Source organism: Vibrio sp. B4-6, from assembly GCF_963888245.1.
GTDB classification, from domain to species: domain Bacteria; phylum Pseudomonadota; class Gammaproteobacteria; order Enterobacterales; family Vibrionaceae; genus Vibrio; species Vibrio anguillarum.
In genome coordinates, this window is record NZ_CAWPIM010000022.1 from 60,216 (window position 1) to 83,166 (window position 22,951).

Consider the following 22,951-nt stretch of genomic DNA (forward strand, 5'->3'; position numbering starts at 1 on the left):
TCTAACTTGAGTATTTCAGGAAGAGCTGCATGTTTATGAGCACTGATGAGGTTCGCCGCGCGTTCCTCTCGTTCTTTGAAAGTAAAGGACACCAAATTGTTGATAGTTCATCATTAGTCCCCGCTAATGACCCAACCCTGTTGTTCACAAATGCAGGAATGAACCAATTTAAAGATTGTTTTCTTGGTTTAGAAAAGCGTGCTTATACACGTGCAACAACGGCGCAACGTTGTGTGCGAGCTGGTGGTAAGCATAACGATCTGGAAAACGTTGGTTTTACCGCTCGTCACCATACCTTTTTTGAAATGTTGGGTAACTTCAGCTTTGGTGATTATTTCAAAGAAGACGCTATTGCATACGCGTGGGAGTTTCTTACTGTAACACTCAAGTTGCCCGCTGATCGTCTACTGGTTACCGTGTATGAAACTGATGATGAAGCATTTGATATCTGGAATAAAAAAGTAGGCATTCCGGCTGAGCGCATTATTCGCATTGGCGATAAACCGGGTGGTAAAGCTTATGAGTCAGACAACTTCTGGCAAATGGGTGATACGGGGCCGTGTGGTCCTTGTACTGAAATTTTCTATGATCATGGCGATCATATCTGGGGTGGTCCTCCAGGTTCGGCAGAGGAAGATGGCGATCGTTTCATTGAAATTTGGAACAACGTCTTCATGCAGTTTAACCGTCATGCCGATGGCACGATGGAGCCACTTCCAAAGCCTTCCGTTGATACTGGTATGGGTATTGAACGTATTTCTGCGATCATGCAGGGTGTTCACTCAAACTATGAAATTGATGTGTTTCAAGCCTTGATTAAAGCCGCCGCTGATGTAACGGGTTATGACGATCTTTCCAATCAATCGCTACGCGTTGTTGCTGATCACATCCGTTCTTGTGCTTTCTTGATTGTGGATGGTGTGATGCCATCGAATGAAGGCCGTGGCTATGTACTGCGTCGGATTATTCGTCGAGCGGTGCGTCATGGTAATAAATTGGGCGCACAAGGTGCCTTTTTCCACAAACTGGTTGGCCCATTAGCACAAGTGATGGGAACGGCTGGTGAAGAACTGAAAAAGCAGCAAGCGCTTGTAGAAAAAGTGCTGCGCATTGAAGAAGAGAACTTCGGTCGCACTCTTGAACGCGGTATGGCGATCCTCAATGATGCACTCGATAATTTAGAGGGTAGCGTACTGGATGGTGAAACTGTCTTTAAACTTTACGATACCTACGGTTTTCCGGCTGATTTAACTAATGATGTTGCACGTGAACGTGAGCTGACCATTGACGAACAAGGTTTCGAAAAAGCGATGGAAGAGCAGCGTCAACGAGCGCGTGAAGCGGGCCAATTTGGCACTGACTACAATGCAATCATTAAAGTTGATACCAATACCGCTTTCTGTGGCTACAGCGCGACACAAGGCGAGAGCCTCATTGCCGCTATGTTTGTTGACGGCAATGAAGTTGACACTCTATCTGCGGGTGATAAAGCGATTTTGATCTTGGGCGAAACACCTTTCTACGCTGAATCCGGTGGTCAATGTGGTGATGCGGGTGTTATTCAAACGGCCACGGGCTTGTTTAAAGTTGAAGATACACAAAAACTCGGCAACGCCATTGCTCATCACGGTGAACTCATCGAGGGCGTACTCGCCAAAGGCGATGAAGCGAAAGCCATTGTTGATGCTAAGCGCCGCGCTGCAATTTCACTGAACCACTCCGCCACACATTTGTTGCATGCTGCACTTCGCCAAGTATTAGGTTCGCACGTGGCGCAAAAAGGCTCATTGGTAAAAGCGGAAAGCTTGCGTTTTGACTTCTCTCATTTAGAAGCAATGACGCCCGTAGAGCTAAAAGAAGTGGAACGTCTAGTGAACGCGCAAATTCGCCGTAACCACACGATTGAAACCAATATTATGGACATCGAAGCGGCAAAAGCCAAAGGTGCTATGGCACTGTTTGGTGAAAAATACGACGATGAAGTTCGTGTATTGTCGATGGGTGATTTCTCAACCGAACTGTGTGGTGGTATTCACGCAAGTAACACCGGTGACATCGGCCTATTCAAAATAGTTTCTGAAGGCGGTATTGCCGCTGGCATTCGTCGTATTGAAGCGGTGACGGGTGAAGGCGCGCTGGATCTATTGGATCAACAGCAGGCTCAATATGAACTCAAAGTGGCTGAAATGGCGGCTAAAGCGAAATCTTTGGAAAAAGAGTTACAGCAGTTAAAAGATAAACTTGCAGCGAAAGAAAGTGCCAATCTGATCAGCAATGTAAAAGAAATTGCGGGTGTGAAAGTGCTAGTTGCTCAACTTAATGGCGCTGATAACAAAGCGCTGCGTGGTATGGTTGATGAGCTAAAAAATCAGTTAGGCAGTGGCATTATCATGCTGGGTAATGTGGCTGATGATAAAGTGGGTTTGATTGCGGGTGTGACCAAAGATCTTACCGCTAAAGTTAAAGCAGGGGAGCTGGTCAATATGGTTGCCTTGCAAGTGGGTGGTAAAGGTGGCGGCCGTCCGGATATGGCTCAAGCGGGAGGTACGGATGTTAATGCCTTGCCTGGCGCTTTAGCTTCCGTAGATGCTTGGATTGCTGAGCATCTATAAACCGTTGTAATAAGTCACGCTCAATCACTGTTTTTTGATTGGGCGTAATTTTATTTACCAAACCAAGTGGTCTAATTGGCGCAATAGGATACGAGCCAGTTATCTGCTTGGTTTTGTTTTTGTAACTACTGAATCGATACTCAACATAGTGCTCTGCTTTCGATTTGGTCCTAATGAGACTTTGGTCTTGGGAAGGTGAAGATAGGTGAAAAAGCCCCTTATCGTGCAAAAGTTTGGCGGAACCTCGGTGGGTTCAATAGAACGAATCCATACCGTCGCTGAACACATCATTAAGGCGAAGAATGATGGTAATCAAGTGGTTGTAGTTGTTTCTGCAATGTCAGGAGAAACCAATCGACTGTTGGGCTTAGCACAACAAATCGATAGTGTACCAACTGCAAGAGAACTTGATGTTTTGCTCTCTGCTGGTGAGCAAGTGTCTATGGCGCTATTAGCGATGACACTCAATAAATTAGGCTATTCAGCTCGCTCACTAACCGGAGCTCAAGCGAACATTGTGACCGATAATCAACACAATGACGCGACGATTAAAATGATTGATACTCGAACGATTACCGAGTTGCTGGCACAAGATCATATTGTGGTGGTAGCGGGTTTTCAGGGTGTGAATGAGAATGGGGATATCACCACTTTAGGACGTGGAGGTTCTGACACTAGCGCTGTGACGCTAGCGGGAGCTCTTAAAGCCGATGAGTGTCAAATATTCACTGATGTGGATGGCGTTTACACATGTGATCCACGTGTGGTTGCAACGGCTCAAAAATTAGAGATCGTTGATTTCCCGTCAATGGAAGAAATGGCACGTAAAGGCGCTAAAGTTCTGCATTTACCTTGTGTGCAATATGCGTGGGAAAATGAAGTTCCTTTACGCGTATTGTCTACTTTTGATGTAAACGCAGGCAGTCTAATCAAAGGTGAGCAGTGTCATAAAGCAGTATGTGGCATTGCGATTCAACGCGATATGGCGCTTATTACTGTGCAACATGATCATTTCCCGAGTTTAGCCAAGCAGTGCCAAATGCTCGGTGTGGAAGTGTGGAGTGTGATCGAAGAGGCAGAATGGACAGGTGTCATTATAAAACGAGACGCTTGTGCTAAATTAGCTCTGGTTTTCAATGACAAAATCCGTAATAGTGAACCCGTTAGTTTATTGACCACGGTAGGTTTACTAGCTCAGGAATTAGTTGAACGCTCATGTGAATTACTTGCAGAACAAGGGATCGAAGTGAGTTCCCTTTCGGTTGATAAACAATCGTTAATGCTAGTTATGCAGCCACAACATGTTGATAAGGCAGCCAATATTTTACATGAGGCCTATATAACGTCAGATGAGCTATTAGCTTTTCACCTAAAACATGTCTCTTTAGGGTGAGAGCGCACTAATAGATAGTTTACGAAAATATAACTTTTAGTGGATAATAGCGCAGTTGCAATATAATACAGAGATTACTCAAGGAGCAAAGAATGCTAATTTTGACTCGCCGCGTTGGCGAAACACTAATGATCGGTGATGAAGTGACAGTAACAGTTCTTGGTGTAAAAGGTAACCAAGTGCGTATCGGTGTGAATGCACCGAAAGAGGTTTCTGTCCACCGTGAAGAAATCTACATGCGCATTCAAGCTGAAAAAGGTAATGGTAGTGTTGCACCTAGCAACTACTAATTATCACAAGGAAGGCTAGCGAATTTTGCTGGCCTTTTTTATGCTTTGAAGTCACTGATATGACAGAAAAGTTTAATTTCACAGCGCTTTGATTAAATAGCCAACGGTTGATTTGATTTTTGTCGCTTTTACCAAGAAAGTGTTTGACATATTTTTGGTAAAAAGTAATATGTGCCTCCGCAAGACGGTGAGGTGGCCGAGAGGCCGAAGGCGCTCCCCTGCTAAGGGAGTATACGGTTTATAGCCGTATCGAGGGTTCGAATCCCTCCCTCACCGCCATTCTTGCTTATTTGGTTTAGCATCCAAATAAAGAACAATGTGCGTCCTTAGCTCAGCTGGATAGAGTACCTGGCTACGAACCAGGCGGTCGGAGGTTCGAATCCTCCAGGACGCGCCATATTCTTTCGTAAGATTGAATGTGAAAATGCGGTGAGGTGGCCGAGAGGCCGAAGGCGCTCCCCTGCTAAGGGAGTATACGGTTTATAGCCGTATCGAGGGTTCGAATCCCTCCCTCACCGCCATTTATTGACCATGAGTCAATTTTTTTGTTCAGAAATAAAATTTTTGTGATGTAATTCACATCTTGCGCGCTCATAGCTCAGCTGGATAGAGTACCTGGCTACGAACCAGGCGGTCGGAGGTTCGAATCCTCCTGAGCGCGCCACTTATTTAAAGTTAGTGATACTGTCATTAACTCTGCGCGTCCTTAGCTCAGCTGGATAGAGTACCTGGCTACGAACCAGGCGGTCGGAGGTTCGAATCCTCCAGGACGCGCCACTTATTCAAAGGGTCATTGACCCTGATATTGTTAACGATCATCGCTGATTAATATCAAAACTTTGCGCGCTCATAGCTCAGCTGGATAGAGTACCTGGCTACGAACCAGGCGGTCGGAGGTTCGAATCCTCCTGAGCGCGCCACTTATTTAAAGTTAGTGATACTGTCATTAACTCTGCGCGTCCTTAGCTCAGCTGGATAGAGTACCTGGCTACGAACCAGGCGGTCGGAGGTTCGAATCCTCCAGGGCGCGCCACTTATTCATAGGGTCATTGCACCTGATACTGTTAGCGATTATCGCTGATTAATATCAAAACTTTGCGCGCTCATAGCTCAGCTGGATAGAGTACCTGGCTACGAACCAGGCGGTCGGAGGTTCGAATCCTCCTGAGCGCGCCATTTATTAAGAAGCCTCGCATTGTGCGGGGCTTTTTTATGTTGGTTTTTTGTTGCTATTTTGTTAAATTGAAAATGGCAACTATTTGTTTTATCTTGTTAATCTGCAATGTTTTAACTCCCTCTCAGTATCTGCATCATTTTTTGATTAACGTAGCCGTATTGGCTAGTTAAATGCCCTTCTTAATAGAGAAAATTCAGAGTTTTGTGATTTGTGTGAGTAATTGTTCGCCGATTTTGTGTGTTATCTACAAGAGTCCCTTAAACAAAATTGACAATTATTAACCAATCGAGATAATCCTAGTCCACTTGCCAAGATCGCATTTGTAAAAATGCGTAGCAATTGTTGTCAGGATGACACAGAAAGGAAGCAACATGACTACTATTGGAAGCCTATTAGTTGACGCAGCCACCCTTATGATTACGGGGATGGCTGTAGTCTTTATTTTTCTAACTATTCTCGTTTATCTCGTTCGGTTAATGTCAACCTTGGTACCGGAAGAAGTACCACAACCGATCGCAGCACCGATTCAACATCGAAAAGTTCAACCAACCCCTTCAGCTGTGAGCCCGCAAATTGTGGCGGCAATTTCTGCAGCAGTGCATCAGCACCGCGCATTAGCTAAATAGCATAGAAAGGATGAAAAGGAGTTTATGAGCATGTCTAAACCACTAGCTATTACGGATGTGGTCCTTCGTGATGCCCATCAGTCACTATTTGCCACGCGCATGCGTATCGAAGACATGCTGCCTATTGCAGCAGAGCTCGATAAGATCGGTTATTGGTCACTGGAAACTTGGGGAGGAGCAACGTTTGATGCTTGCATCCGTTTTCTCGGTGAAGATCCATGGGAGCGTTTACGTTCGCTTAAGCAAGCGATGCCCAATACCCCAATGCAAATGTTGCTACGCGGCCAGAATTTACTAGGCTATCGCCACTATGCCGACGATGTTGTTGAAAAGTTTGTCGAACGAGCTCACGCGAATGGTATGGATGTTTTCCGTATTTTTGATGCGATGAATGATGTTCGCAATTTTGAAAAAGCGGTCAAAGCGACAATTGATGTTGGCGCACACGCGCAGGGTACACTCTCTTACACCACTAGCCCTGTTCATAATTCAGATACTTGGGTTGATCTTGCCAAGCGGTTGGAAGATCTCGGCTGCCACTCTTTGTGTATTAAAGATATGTCTGGGTTGCTCAAGCCGTATGAAGCTGAAGATCTAATCACCCGTATTAAATCCTCTTGTGCCGTACCTTTAGCGCTGCACAGTCATGCAACGACTGGTCTTTCAGCGGCAACAGCCGTTAAAGCGGTAGAGGCTGGTATCGATATTTTGGATACCGCTATCTCGTCAATGAGCCAAACTTACGGGCACACACCAACCGAAACAGTGGTCGCTATGCTTGAAGGAACCGAGCGTGATACGGGCCTGAGCCTGACACAGCTTGAACCGATTGCCACTTATTTTCGTGAAGTGCGTAAGAAATACGCAAAATGGGAAGGACAGTTAAAAGGTGTCGATTCTCGTATTCTTATTGCGCAGGTTCCTGGTGGTATGTTGACTAATATGGAAGGTCAACTAAAAGAACAAGGAGCGGCCGATCGCCTTGATGAGGTTCTTGAAGAGATCCCTCGTGTGCGAAAAGATTTAGGTTTCATTCCCCTTGTGACTCCAACATCTCAAATCGTGGGAACACAAGCGGTGATCAACGTCCTTACTGGTGAGCGCTATAAGAGCATCACGAAAGAAACTGCAGGGGTATTAAAAGGTGAATACGGTGCCACGCCTGCGCCAGTGAATACTGAGTTGCAAGCCAAGGTGTTGGGTAATCTTACGCCGATCACTTGCCGTCCAGCCGATTTGTTGGATGCAGAAATGGCCGTGTTGACCACTGAATTGCTTGAAAAGGCAAAAGCAGAGGGAATTTCATTAGCTACAGATACGGTGGATGATGTTCTGACTTATGCATTGTTCCCACAAGTCGGTTTGAAGTTCTTGAAAAATCGTCACAATCCGGATGCATTTGAGCCTGCGCCAACCTTGGAGTCAGCCAAACCTACACCTGCCACCGTTGTGACAAAAGGTGGTATTGAAACCTACAGTGTTAAAGTGGATGGGCAAATTTACACGGTTGAAGTGGGGCCACAAGGCCAGCTTAGCTCGATTTCTGCCAGCCAGTCTCAAGCTGCACAGTCATCGGCCGTGCCGGCAAGTAACAATGCAGAAGCCGTTCCTTCACCACTCGCTGGCAACATTTTTAAAGTGAATGTTCAAGCTGGTTCTGAGGTGTTAGAAGGGGATGTGTTAGTGATTCTGGAAGCGATGAAGATGGAAACCGAGATCCGTGCGGCACGTGGCGGTATTGTTCAAGATCTTCATGTCAAAGAGGGTGATGCTGTGACTGTTGGTGCACCATTGCTGAGCTTAGCGTAAGGGAGAACCATGGACGGATTATTGACCTTATGGTCTGAAACAGGGATCGCTAATTTTCAGCTAGGCCAAATCTGCATGATTTTGGTCGGTTGTTTACTGCTGTTTTTGGCTATTCGCAAAGGCTTTGAGCCACTGCTGTTATTGCCGATCGGCTTTGGTGCGATTTTAGCGAATATTCCGAATGCGGGTTTTACCGAACCCGGCGGTCTGCTTTATTACGTTTATCATGTTGGTATTGAGACGGGCGTTTTTCCACTGCTGATTTTTATGGGCGTGGGCGCGATGACCGATTTCGGGGCATTGATTGCAAACCCTAAAACGTTATGGCTAGGTGCGGCCGCTCAGTTTGGTATTTTCGCCACCCTGTTTGGTGCGATATTACTCAACTATGTACCGGGTATGGAATTTACCATGGCCGATGCTGCGTCCATCGCCATCATTGGTGGAGCCGATGGCCCAACCGCTATTTTCCTTGCCAGTAAATTATCGCCGGATTTATTAGGTGCAATCGCTGTGGCGGCTTATAGCTATATGGCATTAGTTCCTATCATTCAGCCACCGATTATGAAGGCACTTACAACACCTGAAGAGCGAAAAATCAAAATGGCTCAGCTACGCCACGTTGGGAAGACAGAAAAAATACTGTTTCCTTTGGCGGTGTTATTGATGACGATTCTATTTTTACCGTCAGCAACGCCATTAGTGGGTATGTTCTGTCTAGGTAATTTAATGCGTGAATCGGGTGTGGTTGAGCGTCTATCCAAGACAGCGCAAAATGAACTGATCAACATCGTTACTATCTTCTTAGGCTTAGGCGTTGGTTCTAAACTGCAGGCTGATAAGTTTTTGAACTTGGAAACATTAGGTATTTTGGCGCTCGGTGCTATTGCTTTCAGTATTGGTACGGCTGGTGGTGTATTGATGGCGAAAGTGCTTAATAAATTCTCGAAAGAGGATATTAACCCTCTTATTGGCGCTGCTGGTGTGTCTGCGGTACCGATGGCGGCGCGAGTAGTGAACAAAGTGGGGCTTGAAGCTAATCCACAGAACTTCTTATTGATGCACGCCATGGGGCCAAATGTAGCAGGTGTACTGGGCTCTGCTGTTGCAGCAGGCGTTTTGCTTGCTCTTGTTGGCTAAGCCTAGACGAGCCGATGGTTATTTTGCGAGCTAAAGATTAACTAGAAGCAATAAAATGGTATATATTCAAAGGGATGCTGAGGCATCCCTTTCTTTTTATCAATAGGGAAGTTTGACATGGATAATAAACAGATCGCAATTACTGAGTTTGGTGGACCAGAGGTGCTCGTTATTCAAACCAGTGACGTTCCTCAACCTAAAGCTGGCGAAGTGTTAGTGAAAGTGGCTTTTGCTGGTGTAAACCCTATTGATGTAAAAACTCGGGCGGGTCTGGGGTGGGCTGCAGCGCAAAACAAAGATAAGCTGCCATGGGTGCCAGGTTACGATATTTCTGGACAAGTTGTTGAGGTGGGGGAAGATAATCGCCGTTTTCAAATTGGAGATAATGTGGCGGGCTTTGTTGGGTTTCCGTTGCGTGGTGGCGGTTACAGCCAATACCTGTGTGTGGCAGAAAGCGAACTCAGCCTTGTTCCTGATGCTGTGACCTTAGAAGCCGCAGCGGTGCTGCCACTGGCAGGGCAAACGGCGGCGCAAGCCCTAAATAAAGCGCAAGTGAAAGAGGGGGATCGCGTATTGATCCTCGCAGGCGCTGGTGGTGTCGGGCACTTAGCGGTACAAATTGCTTTAGCAGCAAAAGCCGAAGTGTATACCACGTGCAGCGAACAAAATTTGGATTATTTAGCGACTCTTGGTGCTCATGCGATTAATTACAATTTTGCTCCTGCTTCACAGCGTTTAGAAGAAGTGGATGTGCTGATTGATTTAGTCGGGGGTGATGCGGCTCTCGACGCTTTGAAATGCTTGAAAGATCATGCGCGTGTCGTTACTGTTCCGACTCTAAGTGCTGAGCTTATTTGTGAAAAAGCAAAATTACTTGGTTTTGAAGCCACAGGCATGTTAGTTGATCCTAATCCTGAACAGCTTGATACCATGCTTTATATGGTCAGCGTTGGCTTATTGAAAACAGAAATTCAAGCTGTTTATCCGATGGCGGAAGTGGCTGCGGCTCATCAACAGATTGAAACAGGCCATACTCGAGGCAAAGTTCTTCTTGATATGAAATGTTAGACATTTTTAGCACCTATTTGGAACCGCTCTCGTATTGGTTTGCTGGCTCTGCGCTGTGGGTGCTTTTTTTTAGTGGTTTTCTCAGTGCTACCTTATTACCGGGAAGCTCAGAAGCGAGTTTGTTCGCCACATTAAGCCTGAATCAATTTCCCGTATTTTGGGTTATCGCCGTTGCAAGCGCTGGCAATACCCTCGGCGGTCTGACCAACTATTGGCTCGGTATCTGGTTGCCTAATCGAACTGAAAGCGAAAAGCACGGTCATAAAGCGTTAGCTTGGCTCAATAAATATGGTTATTGGGCTCTCTTATTTAGTTGGCTACCTGTGGTGGGTGATGTGCTTTGTTTGGCCGCAGGTTGGCTACGCATGAAATTTTTACCTACTTTTGTCATTATTTTGATCGGCAAAGCACTGCGTTACATCATGCTTGCCGCTGTATTCTATGGTTTTTTCTAAGGAGCTGTTATGAGAAAAATTTGGCTAGGTGCCCTTTCTCTTATTGCCATTTATGGCTGTTCATCAACGGTCGCACCTATCGTTTTTTTTTCATCATTACCGAAAGGGGTTACGCTGATTGAGCAAGTGGATGCTCAAACAGAAAAAGTGATGATCCCTTATGCAAAATATCAGCTCGATAATGGTCTTACTGTCGTGCTCTCACCGGATCACTCAGATCCTTTAGTGCATGTCGATGTCACTTATCATGTCGGTTCGGCACGTGAAGAGGTTGGAAAATCAGGGTTTGCTCATTTCTTTGAACACATGATGTTTCAAGGAACGGAGCACGTTGGCGATCAAGAACATTTTCGTTTGATCACCGAAGCGGGAGGAACCATGAATGGGAGTACTAACCGTGACCGTACTAATTATTACCAAACCGTGCCTTCAAATCAGCTAGAAAAAGTGTTGTGGCTCGAATCTGATCGGATGGGATTTTTGCTCAACGCGGTTTCTCAACGTAAATTTGAGATCCAACGTGACACAGTAAAAAACGAACGCGCACAAAACTACGACAACCGCCCCTATGGCTTGATGTGGGAAAAAATGGCGGAGGCGATGTATGCCGAAGGACACCCTTATTCATGGCAAACCATTGGTTATGTCGAAGATCTTGACCGAGTGGACGTCAACGATCTTAAAGCGTTTTTCTTACGTTGGTATGGGCCGAATAATGCGGTGCTGACCATTGGTGGCGATATTGATGTTCAGCAAACACTTGAATGGGTTAATCAATATTTTGGCACCATACCGGCAGGCCCAGCCGTTGATAACGCACCTAAACAGCCGGCCCAGTTGGCGCAAGATCGTTTCATTACCTTGGAAGATCGCATTCAGCAACCCATGGTTGTGGTGGGCTGGCCGACAGAATATCGCGGTGCTCAAAGCCAAGCCTCGTTAGATGCGCTTGCCAAAGTGTTAGGCAGCGGTACCAATAGTTATCTCTACCAAGCGTTAGTCAAAACTCAAAAAGCCGTCAATGCGGGTGCATTCCAAGATTGCGCCGAATTGGCTTGTACCTTCTATGTTTATGCCATGGCCCCTTCGGGTGAAAAGGCTCAACTTGCTCCCTTGTATCGAGAGTTAATGCAAACACTCAGTCAGTTTGAACAGCAAGGGGTAGATCAGAGTCGACTTGATCAAATTACCGGTATGGCGGAAGCGAATGCGGTCTTTGCGCTGCAAAGCGTATCTGGAAAAGTGACGCAGCTTGCGTCCAACGAAACGTTTTATGGGCAGCCTGATCGCCTAGAGCAGCAATTAGCTCAGATTCATGCGGTCACCCCAGAGTCAATTCAACAGGCTTATCAGCGCTTCATTGCTCATCAACATAAGGTTACCTTAAGTGTTGTGCCTAAACATAAAGCCGATCTTGCCGTTCAAAAAGCTAATTTCGTACCCCCTAAAAGAGTGCTGCCCGAGCATCAAACGATAACCGAAGATCAATTGGCTTATCGCCAGGTTGAAGATCAATTTGATCGCTCAATCATGCCTTCTGTGGCAAAAGGTGTGAAAGCACAAATGCCGACACTGTATGAACTCTATTTTGATAACGGTATTGAGTTATTAGCCACACAAACCAGCGAAACGCCGACCGTGCTAATTAATATCAATTTACCAGCAGGAGAGCGACATGCCGCGCGTGGCAAAGAAGGGTTAGCTAATTTAACCGCGGCGCTACTTGAAGAAGGTTCAACTCGACGCTCAGTGGAAGCCATTCAAGCTCAACTCGACACGTTAGGTTCGACTATCAGTGTTACTGCCAATGAGTATTCGACCAGTATTATGGTCTCTAGTTTGAAGAAGAATGTTGCAGCAACATTGGATGTGGTTGAAGAAGTTTTATTTCATCCTGCTTTCAAAGAGAGTGATTTTACACGGCTGAAGCAGCAGATGCTGGAAGGGTTGGTTTATCAGCATCAAACACCGGGATGGCTTGCTTCACAAGCTACTCGTCAAGTACTGTTTGGCAACTCTATTTTTGCGCGTTCAAGTGAAGGCACTGAGCAATCACTAAACGATTTAACATTAGAAGATGTAAAACGCTTTTATGCGAAACATTACACGCCACATGGTACGCAAATCGTTGTCGTTGGCGACATTTCCAAAAAAGAGGTCGCTAAACAGTTAACCTTTTTAGGGCAGTGGCGCGGTGAAGCTTCTCCTTTGTTACGTCCCCAAGTGGTGAACTCACTGACAGAGCGGAAGATATATCTGGTTGATAAGCCTGATGCGCCGCAGAGCATCGTCCGTTTTGTGCGAAAAGGGTTGCCTTTCGATGCCACTGGCGAGCTTTTTCTCAGCCAACTGGCTAACTTCAATTTAGCGGGCAACTTTAACAGCCGCATTAATCAGAATTTGCGTGAAGATAAAGGCTACACCTATGGCGCTGGGAGTTATTTCGCGAGCAATCGAGAAGTGGGCGCTATCGTTTTCAATGCTCAAGTGCGTGCTGATGCCACCGTAGCTTCAATCGTTGAAATAGAAAAAGAGATGGCAACATTCAGTCAAAGTGGCTTAACCGACCAAGAGCTAAAATTTATGCGCCTTGCTGTTGGCCAACAAGATGCACTGACGTATGAAACACCATCACAAAAAGCGCAGTTGCTTAGTAATATTTTGACCTATAGTTTGGATGAAGATTACCTACAGCAACGAAATGAACTGGTGGAAAACGTAAAAAAATCAACGCTCAATAAACTCGCCGCTAAATGGTTTGCACCACAAGAGTATCAAATTATCGTGGTGGGTGATGCGAAAACGTTGAAGCCACAACTTGAAAAATTAGATATTCCCGTAGAAGAGCTTGAAATCATCCGCTAGAGTACACATTTATAGGGGGCAGATTGTTTGCCTCCATTCTACTCTCTTGCTGAGTTAGAGCCGCTTTCATTCGGATCATTCACCTATAAGCGAATCATTATTTTGACTAATTTTGCCGCACGACTTGAACAAGTCACTAAAAAATCAGAAGTGTTTAAGCAGTTTGGCCGAGGCGTTGAGCGTGAAACGTTACGCTATACCCCAGAAGGCTCGTTAGCTCTGACTCCTCATCCAGAAGCACTCGGCAGCGCATTAACCAACCGTTGGATCACCACTGATTTTGCGGAGTCATTGCTTGAATTTATTACACCAGTCTCTCATGACGTGCCGACTTTACTCTCACAACTGGCGGATATTCACCATTTTGCTCAAACCAAATTGGGTGACGAAAAGATGTGGCCGCTTTCTATGCCTTGTTATGTTGGCAGCGAAGATGATATCGAACTGGCGCAATATGGTTCATCGAATACGGGTAAAATGAAAACCCTTTATCGAGAAGGCTTAAAGCGTCGTTACGGCAGCTTAATGCAGATCATTTCTGGCGTACATTTCAATTTTTCATTTCCAGAATCATTTTGGGATGCCTTGCATGGCGAGCAAACTGAATCCCAGCGTACTGAGACAAAATCGGAAGCCTATTTTGGTGTGATTCGTAATTACTACCGTTTTGGCTGGCTTATTCCCTATTTCTTTGGCGCATCACCTGCGTTATGTTCATCGTTTGTGCGCGGACGTGAAAGCCATCTGCCATTTGAAAATATTGGTAAAACGCTTTATTTGCCTCATGCTACCTCGTTGCGCCTCAGTGATTTAGGTTATACCAATAGCGCGCAAAGTGGCTTGCAAATTGGTTTTAATAGCTTGGATCAATATCTAGAAGGGTTGAATCAGGCGATCCGCACTCCATCAAAAGAGTTTGCAGAACTAGGCGTGTATGTCGATGGTGAACATCGTCAGCTCAACAGCAATGTTTTGCAGATAGAAAACGAACTCTATGCACCGATCCGTCCTAAGCGTGTGGCCAAAAATGATGAAAAGCCGTCACAAGCGTTAGAGAGAGGCGGAGTCGAATACATCGAAGTGCGTTCGTTAGACGTAAACCCGTTTAGCCCGATTGGTATTACTGAAGATCAAGTGCGTTTTCTCGATCTGTTCCTCACTTGGACCGCTCTTTCAGATTCAGATCCGATGGACAATTGTGAGCTGGCATGTTGGCGAGATAACTGGAACAAAGTGATTTTAGAAGGTCGTAAACCAGGTTTAGAGTTACAAATTGGCTGTCGCGGTGAGAAACTGACGCTGCAAGCGTGGGCGCATAATGTATTCGATGACTTACGCAAAATAGCGCAAGTAATGGATAGCGCTTGTGGTGGCAACGCATACCAAGCCGTATGCGAGAAACTAAGCTCGTGGATTGATAATCCAGAATTAACCTTTTCCGCCCAACTACTTGAACAGACTAAACAGTTTGGAGGGCTCGGTAAGGTGGGTTGTGCATTAGGAGCCGAATACCGACAAGCCAACCTGGCACATCACTATCAAACTTATTCTGAGTCTGTGATGGAAGAGGAAGTGCTGCGTTCTCGAGCCGCTCAGCAACAGATAGAACAACACGATACTCAAAGTTTTGAAGAATTTCTTGAAAGCTATTTTTCGTACCTAAAATGATCTCTCGATCATAATCTAACATTGATAGGCAGAGCATCGCTCTTTGCCAAATAAGGAGAAAGCAATGCCATTACTCGACAGTTTTACTGTAGATCACACTCGTATGCATGCGCCTGCGGTACGTGTGGCAAAAAATATGCAGACGCCTAAAGGGGATACAATCACCGTATTTGATCTCCGTTTTACTGCCCCAAACAAAGATATTCTTTCAGAAAAAGGGATCCACACTTTAGAGCATTTATACGCTGGCTTTATGCGCGCGCACTTAAATGGTCATGATGTAGAAATCATCGACATCTCACCTATGGGCTGTCGCACAGGTTTTTACATGAGTTTGATTGGCGCGCCAACAGAAGCGCAAGTGGCGCAAGCGTGGTTAGCGGCGATGCATGATGTGCTAAAAGTAGAGAGCCAAGATCAGATCCCTGAACTAAACGAATACCAATGTGGTACAGCCTCAATGCACTCGTTAACAGAAGCTAAAGAGATTGCTCAAGCGATTATCACAGCAGGTATTGCGGTGAATAAAAATGATGAGCTTGCTTTACCTGAGTCGATGCTCAAAGAGCTGAAAGTGGATTAAAGATCGCCAGATCTGGCCCTTTAAAAACAAAAAGCTTGGCAGTGACCAAGCTTTTTTTCTTTCTTTTATGCAGTGACTGGCGATTAATGTTTTTTGGTTTTGCGTGGAAAGACTTTAACCTGCTTAATGCGGTTTTCTTCTACATCTACAATCTCCATCGCATGGCCAGAAACTTTGACACTTAAATGGCTACTTGGAATATCTTCAAGGTGCTCCAAAAGTAAACCGTTTAAGGTTCTTGGGCCCGTCGTTGGCAGTTTCCACTTCAGCCCTTTGTTAATGTCACGGATATTTGCGCTGCCATCAATCAAGAAGCTGCCATCACTTTGTGGTGTAATTTCATCGGCTAAGCTTGGTGCCATTGAGGTGGTGAATTCCCCCACAATCTCTTCGAGAATATCTTCAACAGTGATCAAGCCATTGATATCACCGTATTCATCAACGATCAGGCCAATCCGCTCTTTGTTGCGTTGGAATTTAAGTAATTGTACGTTGAGCGGTGTGCCTTCCGGGATGAAGTAGACTTCATCAGCGGCACGTAAAATCATCTCTTTATTGAACTCTTTTTTTTCCAACATCAAACGAGAAGCATCACGAAGGCGTAATATGCCCACCGCTTCATCAATTTTGTCTCGGTAAAGCACCACGCGTCCGTGTGGCGAGTGAGTTAACTGACGCACGATAGATTTCCAATCATCGTTAATATTGATACCAGTAATTTCGTTACGTGGGATCATGATGTCGTTCACCGTGACATGTTCGAGATCGAGAATGGAAAGCAGCATATCTTGGTGGCGACGAGGAATAAGGCCACCCGCTTCGTTGACGACGGTTCTCAACTCTTCAGAGCTTAGATGATCCTCCGCCCCATGCTTGGCCTTAAGGCCTAGTAAGCGGATGAAACCATTGGTGATGAAGTTAATGAACATCACCAATGGTGACAATATCTTCATTAAGAAGGTCAGTAAGATGCTGCTGGCGTAAGAGACGCGTTCAGGGTAAAGCGCTGCTAATGTTTTTGGCGTCACTTCAGCAAAAACCAGAACGACCAACGTTAGCGCACCAGTGGCAATGGCCACTCCTAGATCCCCATAAAGGCGCATACCAATAATAGTGGCAATTGCAGAAGCTAAAATATTGACTAGGTTGTTGCCAATGAGGATCAAACCAATGAGGCGATCTGGACGATCAAGCAGTTTTTCAACACGCTTTGCACCTTTGTGGCCGGTATTGGCCAAGTGTTTTAAGCGGTAGCGGTTCAAAGACATCATGCCGGTTTCTGAACCTGAAAAATAAGCCGAAATTACGATGAGACCCGCGAGTAGTGCAAACAATATACCCGTTGAAATGTCGTCCAAAACGTGGTGTTTCCTTATAAATAGTGTGATTAAGTAATGATCTAATTAAATGAATGTGTCAATACGCTATCAAACGTGTTGAGTTAGCTCAAAATGATTTCTTTTACAAAACGGCTACCAAAGTAGGCCAGTGTGAGTAAGGTTGCACCAGCGACAGCAAACCAAGTCACTTTTCTACCGCGCCAACCTTTTCGGTAATGTCCCCACAACAATACAGAATAGACAACCCAAGCAATGAAAGACAAAATGCCTTTATGCGCTTTGCCTTGAGCAAACATATCACCGACAAAATCAAAACCAGTAATCAAGGTACCAGTAAGTAATACGTTACCTATCAAGATGATTTTAAACAGTTGCCTTTCTACCATCAGTAGTGGTGGCAAATTGGGGTTGATGGTTAGCATCTTCTTTTTCTTTAGCTTGTAGTCCAGCCAAGCCAATTGCAAAGCGTAGAGTGCTCCAATCGAAAGGGTTGAATACGAAAATAGTGCTAGAGAAATATGCAACAACAGTGGTGGATTGTTTTCTAAGTGAGTCATGAACATGCTGGGAAGAAATGAGGCGGCGCTGACGTTGATCGCGGCGAAGCTATACACCACCGGCAACAGAAACCACAAGCGCGTTTTTAACATCGCAATGCTCATCACCAGTGAGATGATAAAGCTTATCAATGATGCCACATTGAGCATGCTGAGGTTTTGCCCATTAGCGTTGAAGATTAAATCACTCAGTAACCACGCATGAAAAGCCAGCGCCAGTGCTGAACTGAACAATACTGTCTGCGCACGAATCCCAGTTTGATTAACTAAGCCTGGAATAATGGTCGCTATGGATAAAAAATACAAAATAGTGGCGACTATTGCGATTAAGTTTTCCATACTTCTTACAAAATGGTGGCTGAATTGGCGAATTATACCTTGCATCACGATAATGAGCTACGTTGGATACCGATTGATTTGACATATACCCACCTTAGTTGAGGTCATGGTGCAAATAATTAACAGGGTGAAGGCTTTTATTCGATAAATCGCAGAGATAACTCTTTTTGCCCCCTATTTTGGGGACCCAATGTTACGTTTACGGGTTTAAGTCGCTTATCGCGAAGCGTCAATGGGTATGACTATTAGATTGGCTAAGGTATACTGACCCCAATTAATCGCCGAACTAGCGAAGAGACAACGATGTTTGAAAATTTAACGGATCGACTATCCAAGACGCTGAAAAATATCAGCGGCAAAGGCCGTCTCACCGAAGACAATATTAAAGAAACCCTACGCGAAGTGCGCATGGCGCTGCTTGAAGCGGACGTGGCACTGCCTGTAGTGCGTGATTTTGTCGCGCGCGTTAAAGAGGGCGCAGTAGGTGTTGAGGTGTCTAAATCGCTGACACCGGGACAAGAGTTCATCAAGATTGTTCAAGCGCAGCTTGAAGCGGTAATGGGCGAATCCAACGAAGCGCTGAACCTTGCCGCCCAGCCGCCAGCAGTGATTTTAATGGCGGGTTTACAAGGCGCGGGTAAAACCACCAGTGTTGGTAAGCTTGCTAAGCTGCTTAAAGAACGCGATAAAAAGAAAGTACTGGTGGTTTCGGCTGACGTTTATCGCCCAGCGGCGATAAAACAGCTTGAAACGCTAGCTAACGATCTGGACGTTGAATTTTTTCCTTCTTCAGCCGACCAAAAACCGATTGATATCGCCAATGCGGCCATTGACCATGCGAAGAAGAAATTCTTCGATGTGCTGATTGTCGACACAGCAGGCCGTCTTGCTATTGATGAACTGATGATGGCAGAGATCCAAGATCTGCATGCGGCGATTAATCCGATTGAAACATTGTTCGTTGTGGATGCCATGACGGGGCAAGATGCCGCGAACACCGCAAAAGCCTTTGGTGATGCGCTGCCGTTAACGGGGGTTATCTTAACCAAAGTTGATGGTGATGCTCGAGGTGGTGCCGCACTTTCCGTTCGTCATATCACCGGTAAACCGATTAAATTCTTAGGGGTCGGTGAAAAAACTGACGCGCTCGAGCCTTTCCATCCTGATCGTATTGCATCACGCATATTGGGAATGGGCGATGTTCTCTCATTAATTGAAGATCTACAACGTAATGTTGATCACGAGCAAGCAGAACGCCTAGCTAAAAAATTCAAGGAAAAGAAAGGATTTGATTTAGAAGATTTCCGCGAACAGCTCGGGCAAATGCAGAATATGGGCGGCATGATGGGCATGCTCGATAAATTGCCTGGCATGGCAAACCTACCAGCGAACGTGAAAGATAAGGTCGATGATAAGATGTTCAAGCAGATGGAAGCGATCATCTGTTCGATGACCATGCACGAGCGTCAGCACCCAGACATGATAAAAGGTTCACGTAAAAAACGTATCGCGACGGGTTCTGGCACCCAAGTACAAGATGTTAACCGCTTACTGAAACAGTTCACCCAAATGCAGAAAATGATGAAAAAAATGCAGAAAGGTGGCATGAAAGGCATGATGCGTAATATGCAAGGCATGATGGGCGGAATGGGTGGCATGGGCGGCGGCGGTTTCTTTGGTCGTTAACCTAACTCATTGCGATGCTTAAAATTTACTAAAGCGTGATGCTCATCACTGCAAAAGCATAATGCTTCTGCTGGTGAAAAAATAGCTAAACCCCTTGCAAAGCCTCGGAATAAGAGTAAAATTCCGAGGCTTTATTTTGGCACGAGACCCCAGACTGTTTTTCGTAAATGGTTTTTGGGGTTAATTTTATTATTGAGAAAGCAAAGAGGACGACATGGTAACCATTCGTTTGGCACGTCACGGCGCTAAAAAGCGTCCATTTTATCAAATCGTAGTTGCGGATAGCCGTAACGCAGTAACTGGCCGTTTCATCGAGAAAGTAGGTTTCTTTAATCCTACGGCTACTGGCCAAGAAGAAGGCCTACGTGTTGATCTAGATCGCGTTAACCATTGGGTTGGTCAAGGCGCATCTCTATCTGATCGCGTAGCTAAGCTAGTAAAAGACGCTCAAAAAGCGGCTTAATTCTTACTTTTATAGAAGAACATTAGCTTATGTCGATGAAAGGTAAAGAAACAATGAGCAAAGAAAACGAAAAGATTGTTATGGGCAAGTTTGGTGCTACCTATGGCATTCGTGGCTGGCTCAAAGTTTTTTCCTACACAGACGAAGCTGAAAGTATTTTTGATTACAGCCCTTGGTTTATTAACCAAAAAGGCCAGTGGATCGAGTACAAAGTAGAGAGTTGGAAGCGCCATGGTAAGAGTATGGTGGTAAAACTTGAAGGTTTAGATGTTCGAGAAGACGCACATCTACTCACCAACTTTGAAATTGCTATTGATCCCGCATCATTACCAGAATTGTCAGCAGATGAATTCTACTGGCGTGAATTGTTCGGTATGCAAGTTATTACCACCAAGGGGTATAACCTTGGTGAGGTCACTGACCTATTAGAAACTGGCTCCAACGATGTTCTGGTTGTGAAAGCGAATTTGAAAGATGCTTTTGGCCAAAAGGAACGGTTGGTACCGTACCTTGAAGAGCAAGTGATCAAGAATGTTGATCGCGAAGCTCGACGGATCGAAGTTGACTGGGATCCGGCATTCTAACTCTAAAATTTCAGAGCGAGAGAACACATGTGGGTTGGCGTTATAAGCCTATTTCCTGAAATGTTCCGTTCTGTTACTGATTTTGGAGTAACAGGTCAAGCGGTTAAAAAAGGTTTGCTGTCTATTGAAGCTTGGAATCCTCGAGATTTCACTCATGACAAACATCGCACCGTCGATGACAGACCTTACGGTGGTGGTCCTGGAATGCTCATGATGGTTCAGCCTTTGCGCGATGCCATTCATGCAGCAAAACAAGCCGCACCGGGAAAGACGAAAGTCATTTACCTTTCTCCTCAAGGTCGAAAACTCGACCAAAAAGGAGTCGAAGAGCTGGCGACGAATGAGAACCTAGTTCTTATTTGCGGACGCTATGAAGGGGTAGATGAGCGTATCATCCAATCAGAAGTTGACGAAGAATGGTCGATTGGTGATTTTGTGATGACAGGCGGCGAACTGCCAGCCATGACGTTGATTGATTCTGTCTCTCGGTTTGTTCCGGGAGTATTAGGAGATTTCGCATCAGCAGAAGAGGATTCTTTTGCAAATGGCTTGCTAGATTGCCCGCACTATACGCGTCCTGAAGTGTTAGATGGAAAAGAAGTACCTGCGGTACTGAAATCCGGTAATCACGAGGATATTCGTCGCTGGCGACTGAAACAGTCGTTGGGCCGAACTTGGCATAGAAGGCCAGAGCTCCTGGAAAACCTAGCTCTGACTGACGAACAGGAACTATTACTGGTTGAGTTCATTAAAGAAACTCAAATACATCAGTAACCTATTTAATTTAGTATCAGTTTATTCTAGGAATTTTTAAAATGAGTAACATCATCAAGGCTCTTGAAGAAGAGCAAATGAAACAAGGCCTACCTAAATTCGCACCAGGTGACACTGTTGTTGTTCAAGTTAAGGTAAAAGAAGGTGATCGTGAGCGTCTACAGGCTTTTGAAGGCGTTGTAATCGCAATCCGTAACCGTGGCCTACACTCTGCATTCACTGTTCGTAAGATCTCTAACGGTGAAGGTGTTGAGCGTACGTTCCAAACTCACTCTCCAGTGGTTGATAGCATTGAAGTTAAACGCCGTGGTGCAGTACGTCGTGCCAAACTGTACTACCTACGTGAGCGTTCTGGTAAGTCAGCTCGTATCAAAGAGAAACTTGCTAAGAAGTAATGCTATAAACTAGCGTTCTCATAGTAATAAACAGGGGTCGAGTAATCGACCCCTGTTTTTATATGTGCGCTAATATTGATCTTCTGACCAACCATCACTGTCTGACATATCCGGTGCACCGGGAATACTTTTTTCCTCATCGGCCCACTCGCCAAAATCGATCATCTGACACTGTTTGGAACAAAAAGGACGATAAGGGCTCTGTTCTCCCCATTCGACATCGGCTTTGCACTGCGGGCATTTTACAATGGTAATTTTCTTTGACATAACGGACTTCAAGTAACGATGGATAGGCGTAAGTGTATTACCTAACGCAATGGAAAGTAAGAGTCAGTCGGGAATTGAAGCGGAATTGATTAACAGCAGACGGCGAGATCAAACTCGATATCGCGCCCTGTTGCTTGGCCTGATTGGAATTCGATAAACTTAATCGCGAAGCGATTTTTATGTCCAGAGATCATGGGGTATACCCCATACTCAAGTGGGATCGACAAGCGCAAGATATTGGCGTCTTCTGCATCGCTTTGATAAAAACCTAATCGTGCTAGGCGTGCTTTAAAATGGCCCGTTTCGCGGGTTAACTTCAACCAAAGTTGCAACGCATCTGATAACGGTCGCAGCGTTTCCATCCATTGGTGCGCATCTTGGGTCTTCTTTTCTATCGGAATGTGTAGCCAGTAGTGCAGGGCTGGCAGGTCAAAACAGCACGACCCGCCCGGTAAATTAAAACGTTGGCGAATCGTGCTTAAGAAACGATCTTCTTTGAGTGATTGACCAAAGCGTTCAGCGCTCATTAAATTACGATGGACCTCGTCGATCTCTTCAAGGAGCGATAGCAACATTTCTTGATCAACACCATCCACATTGAGCCAGCTACGGTAGTTCAAACGCTGTTTTTCAATATCTTTAGCCAACTCGCTTTTGAGTTGGATCTGTTCGAAGATTTCGAGTAAATCAAACAATGAACGAAAGAAGAGTTGGTGTTGAATACCGTCACGAAACTGAGCGGAATGCATCAACTGGTTAAGCAGCGCTTCGACTCTTAAATAGATACGAGTTTTTTCGTTCAGTGGGTGTTCAAACTTATGCGTGGTCATCTAGCTAGCCTTAGGTCCGGTCTGGGTTAT

20 protein-coding genes and 8 tRNA genes are annotated in these 22,951 nt (G+C 45.3%); 24 read left to right on the top strand and 4 right to left on the bottom strand.

The features are described 5' to 3' along the window. Positions 1–29 precede the first annotated feature (29 nt). From alaS to luxS, 19 genes are all read left to right on the top strand, one after another. A complete protein-coding gene (gene alaS, locus AACV20_RS07055) occupies positions 30–2,612 on the top strand; it encodes an alanine--tRNA ligase (RefSeq protein WP_170907037.1) in 2,583 nt (860 codons plus the stop codon). Between the two features lie 205 nt (positions 2,613–2,817). Continuing rightward, complete coding sequence (locus AACV20_RS07060) at positions 2,818–4,005, top strand: aspartate kinase (RefSeq protein ID WP_013857703.1); 1,188 nt, start codon at positions 2,818–2,820, stop codon at positions 4,003–4,005. A 92-nt stretch (positions 4,006–4,097) separates the two neighbouring features. After that, complete coding sequence (gene csrA / locus AACV20_RS07065; protein WP_010320440.1) at positions 4,098–4,295, top strand: carbon storage regulator CsrA; 198 nt, start codon at positions 4,098–4,100, stop codon at positions 4,293–4,295. A gap of 186 nt (positions 4,296–4,481) precedes the next feature. After that, a tRNA-Ser gene (locus AACV20_RS07070) sits at positions 4,482–4,574 on the top strand. A gap of 41 nt (positions 4,575–4,615) precedes the next feature. After that, positions 4,616–4,692: transfer RNA gene (locus tag AACV20_RS07075), tRNA-Arg, on the top strand. Between the two features lie 31 nt (positions 4,693–4,723). Next, positions 4,724–4,816 (top strand) — tRNA-Ser (locus AACV20_RS07080). A gap of 66 nt (positions 4,817–4,882) precedes the next feature. Beyond that, positions 4,883–4,959: transfer RNA gene (locus AACV20_RS07085), tRNA-Arg, on the top strand. Positions 4,960–4,995: 36 nt separating this feature from the next. Then, positions 4,996–5,072 (top strand) — tRNA-Arg (locus AACV20_RS07090). Between the two features lie 66 nt (positions 5,073–5,138). Then, a tRNA-Arg gene (locus AACV20_RS07095) sits at positions 5,139–5,215 on the top strand. Positions 5,216–5,251: 36 nt separating this feature from the next. Further along, positions 5,252–5,328, top strand: a tRNA-Arg gene (locus AACV20_RS07100). 66 nt (positions 5,329–5,394) lie between these two features. After that, positions 5,395–5,471, top strand: a tRNA-Arg gene (locus tag AACV20_RS07105). Positions 5,472–5,843: 372 nt separating this feature from the next. After that, on the top strand, positions 5,844–6,098 hold the full coding sequence (locus AACV20_RS07110) for an oxaloacetate decarboxylase subunit gamma (protein ID WP_038148642.1): 255 nt from the start codon (positions 5,844–5,846) through the stop codon (positions 6,096–6,098). 24 nt (positions 6,099–6,122) lie between these two features. Beyond that, a complete protein-coding gene (oadA, locus tag AACV20_RS07115; RefSeq protein ID WP_170907038.1) occupies positions 6,123–7,907 on the top strand; it encodes a sodium-extruding oxaloacetate decarboxylase subunit alpha in 1,785 nt (594 codons plus the stop codon). A 9-nt stretch (positions 7,908–7,916) separates the two neighbouring features. Further along, complete coding sequence (locus AACV20_RS07120; RefSeq protein WP_013857700.1) at positions 7,917–9,047, top strand: sodium ion-translocating decarboxylase subunit beta; 1,131 nt, start codon at positions 7,917–7,919, stop codon at positions 9,045–9,047. A 117-nt stretch (positions 9,048–9,164) separates the two neighbouring features. After that, positions 9,165–10,115 carry an NADP-dependent oxidoreductase gene (locus AACV20_RS07125; protein ID WP_017045772.1) on the top strand — a complete coding sequence of 317 codons (951 nt, stop codon included), beginning with the start codon at positions 9,165–9,167 and terminating at the stop codon, positions 10,113–10,115. Further along, complete coding sequence (locus AACV20_RS07130; RefSeq protein ID WP_013857698.1) at positions 10,109–10,570, top strand: YqaA family protein; 462 nt, start codon at positions 10,109–10,111, stop codon at positions 10,568–10,570. The genes AACV20_RS07125 and AACV20_RS07130 overlap by 7 nt, the downstream gene beginning before the upstream one ends. Before the next feature lie 9 nt (positions 10,571–10,579). Beyond that, positions 10,580–13,435, top strand: a complete 2,856-nt coding sequence (locus AACV20_RS07135) for a M16 family metallopeptidase (protein ID WP_170907039.1) — start codon at positions 10,580–10,582, stop codon at positions 13,433–13,435. Positions 13,436–13,537: 102 nt separating this feature from the next. Continuing rightward, on the top strand, positions 13,538–15,103 hold the full coding sequence (gene gshA, locus AACV20_RS07140; protein WP_026027564.1) for a glutamate--cysteine ligase: 1,566 nt from the start codon (positions 13,538–13,540) through the stop codon (positions 15,101–15,103). 64 nt (positions 15,104–15,167) lie between these two features. Further along, positions 15,168–15,686, top strand: a complete 519-nt coding sequence (gene luxS, locus AACV20_RS07145; RefSeq protein WP_010319518.1) for an S-ribosylhomocysteine lyase — start codon at positions 15,168–15,170, stop codon at positions 15,684–15,686. An 83-nt stretch (positions 15,687–15,769) separates the two neighbouring features. Here luxS and AACV20_RS07150 read toward each other — a convergent pair whose 3' ends face one another. Together AACV20_RS07150 and AACV20_RS07155 are read right to left on the bottom strand one after the other, a co-directional pair. Further along, a complete protein-coding gene (locus tag AACV20_RS07150) occupies positions 15,770–17,044 on the bottom strand; it encodes an HlyC/CorC family transporter (protein ID WP_017046996.1) in 1,275 nt (424 codons plus the stop codon). Positions 17,045–17,127: 83 nt separating this feature from the next. Further along, positions 17,128–17,922 (bottom strand): cytochrome C assembly family protein, encoded by a 795-nt coding sequence (locus AACV20_RS07155; protein ID WP_026027563.1) that lies wholly within the window; start codon positions 17,920–17,922, stop codon positions 17,128–17,130. 303 nt (positions 17,923–18,225) lie between these two features. Between AACV20_RS07155 and ffh the strand changes: the two genes are divergently transcribed. The 5 genes from ffh to rplS all read left to right on the top strand — a co-directional run bounded on the left by ffh (position 18,226) and on the right by rplS (position 21,824). Continuing rightward, complete coding sequence (ffh, locus tag AACV20_RS07160; RefSeq protein ID WP_019281904.1) at positions 18,226–19,608, top strand: signal recognition particle protein; 1,383 nt, start codon at positions 18,226–18,228, stop codon at positions 19,606–19,608. 214 nt (positions 19,609–19,822) lie between these two features. Next, entirely contained in the window at positions 19,823–20,071 is a 249-nt protein-coding gene (gene rpsP, locus AACV20_RS07165; RefSeq protein ID WP_010319522.1) for a 30S ribosomal protein S16, read from the top strand. 29 nt (positions 20,072–20,100) lie between these two features. After that, a complete protein-coding gene (gene rimM, locus AACV20_RS07170) occupies positions 20,101–20,655 on the top strand; it encodes a ribosome maturation factor RimM (RefSeq protein WP_013857691.1) in 555 nt (184 codons plus the stop codon). Between the two features lie 27 nt (positions 20,656–20,682). Further along, entirely contained in the window at positions 20,683–21,429 is a 747-nt protein-coding gene (gene trmD, locus AACV20_RS07175; RefSeq protein WP_010319524.1) for a tRNA (guanosine(37)-N1)-methyltransferase TrmD, read from the top strand. 41 nt (positions 21,430–21,470) lie between these two features. Further along, positions 21,471–21,824 carry a 50S ribosomal protein L19 gene (rplS, locus tag AACV20_RS07180; RefSeq protein WP_010319525.1) on the top strand — a complete coding sequence of 118 codons (354 nt, stop codon included), beginning with the start codon at positions 21,471–21,473 and terminating at the stop codon, positions 21,822–21,824. Between the two features lie 69 nt (positions 21,825–21,893). Here the strand turns inward: rplS and yacG are convergent, their stop codons facing one another. Together yacG and zapD are read right to left on the bottom strand one after the other, a co-directional pair. Beyond that, positions 21,894–22,091, bottom strand: coding sequence for a DNA gyrase inhibitor YacG (gene yacG / locus AACV20_RS07185; protein WP_010319526.1), 198 nt, complete (start codon positions 22,089–22,091; stop codon positions 21,894–21,896). Between the two features lie 89 nt (positions 22,092–22,180). After that, positions 22,181–22,921, bottom strand: a complete 741-nt coding sequence (gene zapD, locus AACV20_RS07190; protein WP_013857689.1) for a cell division protein ZapD — start codon at positions 22,919–22,921, stop codon at positions 22,181–22,183. Positions 22,922–22,951: the final 30 nt, after the last annotated feature.

Bases quoted from the DNA above. Each gene is read 5' to 3' on its own strand.
- alaS (WP_170907037.1), top strand. From the start codon at position 30: ATGTTTATGAGCACTGATGAGGTTCGCCGCGCGTTCCTCTCGTTCTTT.
- csrA (WP_010320440.1), top strand. From the start codon at position 4,098: ATGCTAATTTTGACTCGCCGCGTTGGCGAAACACTAATGATCGGTGAT.
- AACV20_RS07110 (WP_038148642.1), top strand. From the start codon at position 5,844: ATGACTACTATTGGAAGCCTATTAGTTGACGCAGCCACCCTTATGATT.
- oadA (WP_170907038.1), top strand. From the start codon at position 6,123: ATGAGCATGTCTAAACCACTAGCTATTACGGATGTGGTCCTTCGTGAT.
- AACV20_RS07120 (WP_013857700.1), top strand. From the start codon at position 7,917: ATGGACGGATTATTGACCTTATGGTCTGAAACAGGGATCGCTAATTTT.
- AACV20_RS07125 (WP_017045772.1), top strand. From the start codon at position 9,165: ATGGATAATAAACAGATCGCAATTACTGAGTTTGGTGGACCAGAGGTG.
- AACV20_RS07130 (WP_013857698.1), top strand. From the start codon at position 10,109: ATGTTAGACATTTTTAGCACCTATTTGGAACCGCTCTCGTATTGGTTT.
- AACV20_RS07135 (WP_170907039.1), top strand. From the start codon at position 10,580: ATGAGAAAAATTTGGCTAGGTGCCCTTTCTCTTATTGCCATTTATGGC.
- luxS (WP_010319518.1), top strand. From the start codon at position 15,168: ATGCCATTACTCGACAGTTTTACTGTAGATCACACTCGTATGCATGCG.
- AACV20_RS07155 (WP_026027563.1), bottom strand. From the start codon at position 17,922: ATGGAAAACTTAATCGCAATAGTCGCCACTATTTTGTATTTTTTATCC.
- ffh (WP_019281904.1), top strand. From the start codon at position 18,226: ATGTTTGAAAATTTAACGGATCGACTATCCAAGACGCTGAAAAATATC.
- rpsP (WP_010319522.1), top strand. From the start codon at position 19,823: ATGGTAACCATTCGTTTGGCACGTCACGGCGCTAAAAAGCGTCCATTT.
- rimM (WP_013857691.1), top strand. From the start codon at position 20,101: ATGTCGATGAAAGGTAAAGAAACAATGAGCAAAGAAAACGAAAAGATT.
- trmD (WP_010319524.1), top strand. From the start codon at position 20,683: ATGTGGGTTGGCGTTATAAGCCTATTTCCTGAAATGTTCCGTTCTGTT.
- rplS (WP_010319525.1), top strand. From the start codon at position 21,471: ATGAGTAACATCATCAAGGCTCTTGAAGAAGAGCAAATGAAACAAGGC.
- yacG (WP_010319526.1), bottom strand. From the start codon at position 22,091: ATGTCAAAGAAAATTACCATTGTAAAATGCCCGCAGTGCAAAGCCGAT.
- zapD (WP_013857689.1), bottom strand. From the start codon at position 22,921: ATGACCACGCATAAGTTTGAACACCCACTGAACGAAAAAACTCGTATC.